This is a genomic window from Bacillus sp. J41TS8 (assembly GCF_018333035.1).
GTDB lineage: Bacteria > Bacillota > Bacilli > Bacillales > Bacillaceae > Bacillus > Bacillus paralicheniformis.
The window spans coordinates 72,419-80,935 of sequence record NZ_BORF01000019.1 but is presented as its reverse complement, the minus strand read 5'-3'; the positions used below and the strand labels follow the sequence as shown (position 1 = coordinate 80,935).

The window sequence follows — 8,517 nt, the reverse complement described above, 5'->3', positions numbered from 1 at the left end:
CTGTTCGCGCTGATCTTTAGAGTGCTTAGACAACATGGAAAAACCTCCAAAAACTAGATTTCACTCACATTTTAACAAAAAAAGCTTGTCGATCAAGCCACTTTTTATGGCTTTGTCGACAAGCTGAAAGGCTTGTTCAAATGAACAAGCCTTTTACGCACAGCACACCTTATTTCAAGAAAATGAAATAAAGAATGAATACAACAGCCAATCCGTACATAATCGGATGGATCTCTTTTGCTTTGCCTTTAAAGATCATCGTGATCGGGTAGAAAATAAATCCGATCGCGATTCCTGTGGCGATGCTGTATGTCAGCGGCATCGCGATCATCGTTAAGAATGCGGGCACCGCAATCTCAAACTTCGTCCAGTCGATTTTGTTGAGATTCGCCACCATCAGCACGCCGACGATGATTAAAGCAGGCGCCGTCACTTGCGAAGTGATAACGCTGAGGACAGGCGAGAAGAACAGCGACAGCAAGAACAAAACGCCTGTCACGATCGCCGCAAAACCGCTTCTCGCTCCGGCCGCTACCCCGGCACTTGACTCAACATAAGCGGTCGTCGTCGATGTACCAAGGATCGCTCCGGCAACAGTTGCGGAAGAATCGGCAAGCAAAGCCCTGCCAGCGCGCGGCAGTTTGTTATCCTTCATCAAACCGGCTTGTGATGCAACACCCACCAATGTACCGGCCGTATCAAAAAAGTCGACGAATAAAAACGTTAAAATGACGACAAGCATCTGCACCGAAAAGATATCATGAAGGTGGATAAAGGCTTGTCCAAATGTCGGCGCAAGGCTGGGAACAGCACCGACAATTTTGTCAGGAACGTCAATCTGACCGAAGATCATACCGACAATCGCCGTGAGCAGCATCCCGAAGAAAATGCCGCCGTTCACGCGCAATACCATTAAAATGACAGTGATGATCAGTCCGAAAACAGTCAAAAGAACGGGACCTGAATGAATATTTCCAAACGACACAATGGTATCCGGGTTGGATACGACGATTTTGGAGCCCTGCAAACCGACGAAAGCGATAAACAGACCAATTCCCGCACCGACAGCCATTTTCAGCTCATAAGGAATCGAATTGATAATTTTTTCCCTCAAACCGGACAGCGAAAGAGCGATAAAAATAAGTCCGGAAACCATAACGCCGGAAAGGGCCGTCTGCCATGGAATCTGCATGTTCAGAATAACGGAGAATGCAAAGAATGCGTTAAGCCCCATTCCGGGCGCAAGGGCGATCGGATACTTCGCAAGCAGCCCCATGATAAAACAACCGACAGCTGCTGAAACCGCTGTTGCCGTAAAGACCGCGCTTTGATCCATTCTCAATGCATCCGGGAAATTTTCCACCGACGCCAGAGAAAGGGTAAGCGGGTTGACGATCAAAATATATGCCATGGACAAAAATGTGGTGAGTCCGCCGATCATTTCTCTCCGATAGTTTGTACCCAATTCTTCAAACTGAAAGTAACGCTTCAAAATGGTATACTCCTCTCGTTTGTCTGTCGCTTTTATTGTTTCATAAACCTTTGCTTTTAAACAAAAAACGCCCCAATTGGCGGGACGCTTGACTACGGCATATTTCATACTGAAAAAATGTTTTTTTCACGGACAAAATATTGTATACAAGCGTAGTCAAGCTATTTACGGTAGCTTGGTAGAAACTTATGGGCCATATCCCCATGATTATACGACAAGTCTTTTTTGAATTACTATACTATTGTAGCAATATCTAACGCTGAACACAATAAAAAAACGAACATTAATGATTTTAATGTTCGCTTCGTTCGTTGTTTTTTCCAGATTCTGACCGTGAATCGTTTTTGAATAAAACACGAATTTATCATGATATCGTATTCGGGTTTCATATTCTGCTACAAACTGGTGCTTCGTACACGGTTTGAAAATAAATCTTAAATTTTGATGCCTTTCGGTTGTCACGCCGCGATCAGAAGATACATGACAAGGCAGTTGCGGCATTTCTACCTTTGCCTTAGATTTTATCCACTCCGACCGCAGGATTTTTAAAATTGTAGACCTTGATGAAGCATGGTTGTTTTTGCAAGCGGCACAAGGAAAAACCCTTTCTAACAAGCTGGTACGTGCAGGCCGCTCCATGAACGCAGGGGTGTACTTTGTCACGCAAAACGCACAAGATTTAACCGATGAATATTGGTGTGAAGTTTGCCTTTCGTTCCAGTGACAGTACAGAAATTAAGAAAACCCTTCAATTTTTGGTGTCGATTCCGAGATGAAGCCAATCAACGACGACTTAGAAAATTGGAAAATGGACAATGCCTTATGCAGGATTTATATGGACGGGTTGGGATTATTCAAGTTCATCCTGTTTTTGAAGATTTATTTGCAGCCTTTGACACCAGACCACCTGTCGCAGAAAGGCAGTGATGAGATGAACAAACCAAAACTGAAAAAGATGGTATGGATGACGGTACTCATTAGTGCGGTCATTTTTTTATTGTTTCTTTCCCTGTTTACCATTACACAGGCTGCTGGCTTGGTGGATGATACGGTTCCCTTCGTTTGGAGTCTCGACAACAAAATGCAAAAAAGGTGAGCGGCAAAACCCGCCCCGGGAATAAATAATACCTGGAGCGGGTTTTTCAGTGTGGTTCTGCGCACTTGGCTTCGCGGTACAGTTCTTCCATCGAGCTTGATCGTGATGAAAGCCTTGACCTAGAGCGCACTCTAGGTGATAAGCTATTATTAATTTCATGATGAAAGGAGGAATGTCCAATGTTCAAAAGAACGGACGAAATCTTCTATGGCCCTTCAAATTAGTCAGCTTGCGAGAGAGACCGGATTGTCTATTCACACTCTTCGTTACTATGAAAAGGAAGGGATTCTTCCACCCGCCAAACGTAATGAAAACGGTATTCGCATATTTGATTCGGAAGACATTGAATGGATCAAATTCGCATGCTGCCTTCGTGATTCAGGAATGAGTATTGCCGAAATGAAGCAGTTTGTGCAACTGGTCATAAAGGGAGATGAAACGAAAACTGAACGTATCCAAATGCTTCAATTACAAATTAAACGTATCGAAGCCCAATTCGAACAATTAACTCGCTTCAAGGAAAACATTCAATACAAAATCGATTTATATTCCTCTCGGTAGGAGTTTAAAGGAGGCGCCAGCCCATGAAAACAATCATGATCACCGGTACATCAGCAGGAATCGGAAGAGCTACAGCCTTACATTTCGCAAATAAGGGATGGAACGTTATTGCTACTATGCGTTGTCCTGAAAAAGAAACGGAGTTGACCAAGGTTCAGAACGTGTGGGTTACCCATCTTGACGTTGAAAACAAGGAATCTATCCAAACTGTAATCGAGCAAGGGATATCAAAATTCGGGGAAATCGACGTCGTTGTAAACAATGCAGGTTACGGTGCATTTGGTATCTTTGAGGCTGCAACGGAAGAACAAATTCAAAGACAGTTTGATGTCAATGTGTTTGGCCTGATGCGGGTAACCAAAGCGATCCTGCCTCATTTCAGAAAGAATCGTAAGGGAGTTATTATCAACGTTACCTCTGAGGGAGGCAGAGTCACCTATCCGTTGTTTTCGCTTTATCATGCTTCCAAATATGCCGTAAACGGATTCACTGAGTCTCTACTTTATGAACTGTCTCCATTTAATATCCGGGTAAAGATTGTGGAGCCGGGTCCCACCAAAACCGAGTTCACGGGCAGATCTAGGGATGCTATTCAGGATACTCGGTTGACAGATTATAGTGAATTCGAGCAAAAAATCAATTTAATGTATCAAAGCTTGTTCGCCCCTGAACAAATCGCTTCTCCGGAACTTGTTGCTGAAGTTATCTACAAGGCGGCAATCGATCCTTCCCGCCAACTGAGATATCATATCGGCTCTGACTTGATGATTGAACGCGAAGAACTAAACGATAATGAATTTATCGGCAAAATGGCTCAAAGATTTGGTATTGATATTGAATAATTTTCAGCATTCCATGTGCATCTCCTATTGAGGAAAAACAAATCTTCCCGTCCATCACCCCACACAGTCAAGTGCTTAAATAGTCATTGGAGGGGAAAGAAAAAATAAAAACGTCTCCGATGTGATAGAATTTGACGATACTCAAAACCCGGCGCTCGGCGAAAAAAGCTAACGAAAAACTAACATTTCCATTGATATGATATAACTCATGAATTGTAAGGATGTGCGTATATGAAAATAATACTTGTGAAGATGAAGAAATGCTTTCAGCTATCGTTGCAAAGGGACTTCGCAAGGCAAGTTATGCGGTTGATACAGTTTTAATGGTGAAGAGGCTTTAGAATATTACCAAGTTAATGAGTACGATATTATCGTTTTAGACTTGAATATCCCCAAAATAGACGGGCTTGATGTATTGCGGACAATTCGCAAAAAGGATACAGATACAAAGATTTTAATTCTGTCTGCAAGAGCAAAAATTGACGAAAGAATGCCATAACTGTGCCATGAAAAATATAAAAGCCCTAAAAACCCAGTATTACCAAGGGTTTTTAGGGCATCTGTTACTACTCCCACTCGATTGTTGCAGGCGGCTTGCTCGTAATGTCGTAAACCACACGGTTAATGTGCTTCACTTCATTGACGATCCGTGTCGAGATTGTCTCAAGGACATCCCAAGGAATTCTCGCCCAGTCGGATGTCATGCCGTCAATCGATGTCACGGCGCGAATGCCGATCGTATAGTCATACGTTCTTGCATCTCCCATGACACCGACGCTGCGGATGTCAGGAAGAACAGTGAAGTATTGCCAAATATCTTTTTCAAGATCAGCTTTGGCGATTTCTTCACGGAGAATCGCATCTGATTCGCGGACGATTTCAAGCTTTTCCTCCGTCACTTCTCCAAGAACGCGGATGCCGAGGCCTGGACCAGGGAACGGCTGGCGCCAAACGATTTCGTCAGGGATGCCGAGCTCGGTTCCGAGCGCACGCACTTCATCTTTGAAGAGCGTATTCAGCGGTTCGATCAGTTCAAACTGCATGTCTTCCGGAAGTCCGCCGACATTGTGATGCGACTTGATCGTCTGAGCTGTCGCTGTTCCGCTCTCGATAATGTCAGTGTAAAGCGTTCCCTGTGCAAGGAAGTCAATACCTTTCAGTTTTTCCGCTTCATCGTCAAACACGTAGATAAACTCATTACCGATGATTTTCCGTTTTTGCTCAGGGTCTGAGACGCCTTTAAGCTTGTTCAGGAAGCGGTCTTTCGCATCAACTTTGATCACGTTCATGTTGAAGCCTTCGCTGAACGTCTTCATCACGCCTTCCGCTTCACCTTTTCGAAGGAGCCCGTGGTCTACGAAAATACAAGTGAGCTGGTCGCCGATCGCTTTATGAATCAAGACCGCAACGACAGAGGAGTCAACCCCGCCGCTTAGCGCGCACAGCACTTGCTTGTCGCCGACTGTTTCGCGGATTTTCTGCATTTCAATCTCAATAAAGTTTTCCATTGACCATTCGCCGGCACATTCACAAACACCGAAAACGAAGTTTTTCAAAAGGTCGTTTCCGTATTCTGAATGGCGGACTTCCGGATGGAATTGAACGCCGTACCATTTCTTATCCTTCTTGCTCATTGCTGAGTTCGGACAATGATGGCTTGTCGCATCAACGGTAAAGCCTTCTGGAACTTCAACAACTAGATCACCATGACTCATCCAGACGACCTGTTCGTTTGGAAGATCTTTAAACAGATCCGGTTCACCCTCGATATGAATGTTCGCTTTTCCGTATTCGCGCTGGCTTGCCGCTTCTACTTTTCCGCCAAGGTAATGCGTCATCAGCTGCATGCCGTAGCAAATGCCAAGAACAGGGGTATCCAGTTCGAAAATCTTTTCGTCGCAGCGGAAAGATCCTTCGTCATAAACACTGTTCGGACCGCCGGACAAAATAATTCCTTTCGGATTCATTTCTTTAATTTCCTCTGCCGTCAACGTATGAGGATGCAATTCACTGTATACACCAAACTCACGAATGCGGCGGGTAATCAGCTGATTGTACTGACTTCCAAAATCCAACACAAGAATCATTTCATTTACTAACTTCGTCATGGTGTCACCTCTTTATCAAATTGTCTTTTTGCACAGAAAAAATGGCGGCAGACACACGGCCGTCCTGCCCCCATTCACGGGACAAGGCCCGGCTTGTCCGATAGATAAGCCGCCGAGCCTGCCAGCAAGAATATATAAGGGTTTTTAATATTCACTTATTCTAACAATACGACTGAAAGCGGTCAAGACTATCTCCTTTTAATTAAATTTTCCCATAACTCCGCCGAATCATTCCAAAGCTTTGCGGCGTCTTCCTTTCGATACAGAGCCCGTTCATATTGACGGGTCAAAGCTGTCATTTCCCCGCTTTGAAAACGCTCATCAACCGTCTTCGCAAACTCGCGCAGCGTCTGGCCTTCTTCTTTTTGCATACCTTGGCGCTTCAGCTGGCGGAGCAGCTCTTCGTAAGCTTTGAAGAAAACCGCGCCATCACGCCGTTTTTTCAGCCTGTTGATGATGATGTACGGCATCCATTTTGCCCTTGTAAAGTAAAGCACCGCTGTCAATGCCAGCAACAGACCGAGTACGGACGCACCAGTCAAAAGGGTGCGCTCTGCATCTCCGCTGCCGGCATGAGGACCGCCTTTGGCATCACGCTTTGTCTGAGATTCGGGCTTCTCTTTGTTATCTTGTTCTTTTGCATCCTGCGGACGCTGGCCTCCGTCGTTTTTCTTATCATCTTCTTTTTTATCAGAAGCCGCGCCGGCTTGCCGGCCGCTGGACTCTTCAACGAGCTGCTCCGGATTTAAAAAGCCTTTCGTCGGTTCAAACGTAACCCAGCCTTGTCCTTCAAAGTACACTTCAACCCAGGAGTGGGCATTGTTGTTTGTCACCTCGTAAATCGTCCGTTTCCGGTCTGCCGTCGTTCCTGCATATTCACCGGATGTATAGCCTTTCACCCAGCGGGCCGGTATTCCGGCCGACCGCAGCAGCACGATCATAGCTGTGGAGAAATTATCGCAGTAGCCGATTTTCGTCTCAAATAAGAACTGATCGACATAATCCTGGTCACCTTTAGGAACAGCCACATCTTCCGTTTCATAAGAAAACTCGGAAGAGCCGAGATACTTCTCAATCGCTTTCGCTTTGTCATATATATTATCTTCGTCTTTCGTTAAATCGTGCGCCAATGTTTTCACGCGGTCGGGAAGGGAAGTGGGAAGCTGCAAATACTTCTCATGGCTTCTGCTCCATTTTCCCTCCGACTCCAAGCTGACCTTCCTCAGCTGGTTAACATCAAAGACGGGTGATTTATAGGTGGCCGAATAGCTTTCCAGGTTCTGAATGTCAGCGCCTGTCTTGCCGGCCGGTTTTATTTTCTCCGTGTTTAAGTTCATGCGGAGCGGCACAAAGAAATTGTTGAGCTTGATTTCAGTCGTCCCGATCGGATACAGGACGTGATCGTACCGATAAGCCGGATCGATATCGACGATCGCTTTGCGCGTTTCGGTCTTCACGCCTTCGTCGTACCACTGGTAATCCAGCTCACCCTCGTCAAGCTGGATGGACGCGCCCGCTTTTTCGTCTTCAATCCAGCCTTTACCTGTATAGCGGCTTTTCGTTTCCACTCTGAAATAGCTTCGTTCATTTCCCTGCCATGTAAATACCCATGTATCGTCTTTTGAAAATGGCCCGCCCAATGCCTCATCATTCGTTCCATAGCCGACTTTGCTTTTGCCTGAAGAAGCAAAATCGCCGGTCGCAGCCGTCTGCAGAAACGGCACCGGATCAGGCCAGACGGGATCGGCTTTCGGCGAGACCGCCCCGATGCAAACGGCGGCGGCAGTCATCAATAAGAGCGGTGCAAACCATTTGGCAAACCGCGATCTTGAGGATTTTAACGCTTCTGATTCCCTGATCCGTTCCAAATACAGCAGGCCGAGAAGCAAAAAACCGATCAACACGATCCGGACGATCGCATATGATGCGTCAAACGGCGTAAATGTATCGATCACCGCGATATAAACAACGGTCATGATAAAAAAGAATAAAATTCTGCGCTGATAGATCACCCAGTAGTGCAGCAAGTATACAAGCAGCCAAAGAAGGACGTAAAAGAGCAGCGTCCGAAACAACGGCGACATATCCCGCCACATGCCGGAGAAAATATAGGAGAAATTTTGATTTAAATCCTGAAAAAGCAGGGCAATCCATGAAGGTGAAAACACCGATCCTTCGTAAAAAATCGTGTGAAGCGCAAACAGAACGAAGCCAAGGCTGACCGGAAATCTGATAAACCAAGGAACCTTAAAAAATGTAAGCAAAAATACTAAGGCAATAAACAAAATAAAAAAGACGGTGTGCCCCGTATCGGTAAAATACTGCAAAGGACGCAGCCATTCCCACAGCAGCAAAAAGGTTAGCACATAAAAAAGCAATAAACCGAAACTGTTTCTTTTTCCCCCGGACAACATTTTC

6 protein-coding genes, 2 pseudogenes and 1 riboswitch are annotated in these 8,517 nt (G+C 45.4%); of the genes and pseudogenes, 5 read left to right on the top strand and 3 right to left on the bottom strand.

Translation table 11 applies throughout. From position 1 onward, the window contains the following. Positions 1-169: 169 nt before the first annotated feature. The gene (locus tag KI350_RS20675) at positions 170-1,492 is read right to left on the bottom strand and encodes an NCS2 family permease (protein WP_065643605.1); all 1,323 of its coding nucleotides are present in this window, start codon (positions 1,490-1,492) and stop codon (positions 170-172) included. 133 nt (positions 1,493-1,625) lie between these two features. After that, positions 1,626-1,727, bottom strand: a riboswitch (purine riboswitch). A 264-nt stretch (positions 1,728-1,991) separates the two neighbouring features. Between KI350_RS20675 and KI350_RS20670 the strand changes: the two are divergent. From KI350_RS20670 to KI350_RS23475, 5 genes and pseudogenes are all read left to right on the top strand, one after another. Beyond that, positions 1,992-2,419, top strand: a pseudogene (locus KI350_RS20670) (ATP-binding protein); the annotation flags it as partial. A 4-nt stretch (positions 2,420-2,423) separates the two neighbouring features. Further along, positions 2,424-2,588: a hypothetical protein gene (locus KI350_RS20665; RefSeq protein ID WP_186440205.1), complete on the top strand. Its 165-nt coding sequence runs from the start codon at positions 2,424-2,426 to the stop codon at positions 2,586-2,588. 207 nt (positions 2,589-2,795) lie between these two features. Then, positions 2,796-3,149 carry a MerR family transcriptional regulator gene (locus tag KI350_RS20660; protein ID WP_065643603.1) on the top strand — a complete coding sequence of 118 codons (354 nt, stop codon included), beginning with the start codon at positions 2,796-2,798 and terminating at the stop codon, positions 3,147-3,149. Positions 3,150-3,172: 23 nt separating this feature from the next. Then, positions 3,173-3,991 (top strand): SDR family oxidoreductase, encoded by an 819-nt coding sequence (locus tag KI350_RS20655; protein ID WP_065643602.1) that lies wholly within the window; start codon positions 3,173-3,175, stop codon positions 3,989-3,991. A 334-nt stretch (positions 3,992-4,325) separates the two neighbouring features. Beyond that, positions 4,326-4,490 (top strand): annotated as a pseudogene (locus KI350_RS23475) (response regulator); the annotation flags it as partial. Between the two features lie 67 nt (positions 4,491-4,557). Here KI350_RS23475 and guaA read toward each other — a convergent pair. Beyond that, on the bottom strand, positions 4,558-6,099 hold the full coding sequence (guaA, locus tag KI350_RS20645; protein ID WP_065643601.1) for a glutamine-hydrolyzing GMP synthase: 1,542 nt from the start codon (positions 6,097-6,099) through the stop codon (positions 4,558-4,560). 188 nt (positions 6,100-6,287) lie between these two features. Then, positions 6,288-8,513, bottom strand: a complete 2,226-nt coding sequence (locus tag KI350_RS20640; protein WP_065643600.1) for a DUF4129 domain-containing transglutaminase family protein — start codon at positions 8,511-8,513, stop codon at positions 6,288-6,290. Positions 8,514-8,517: the final 4 nt, after the last annotated feature.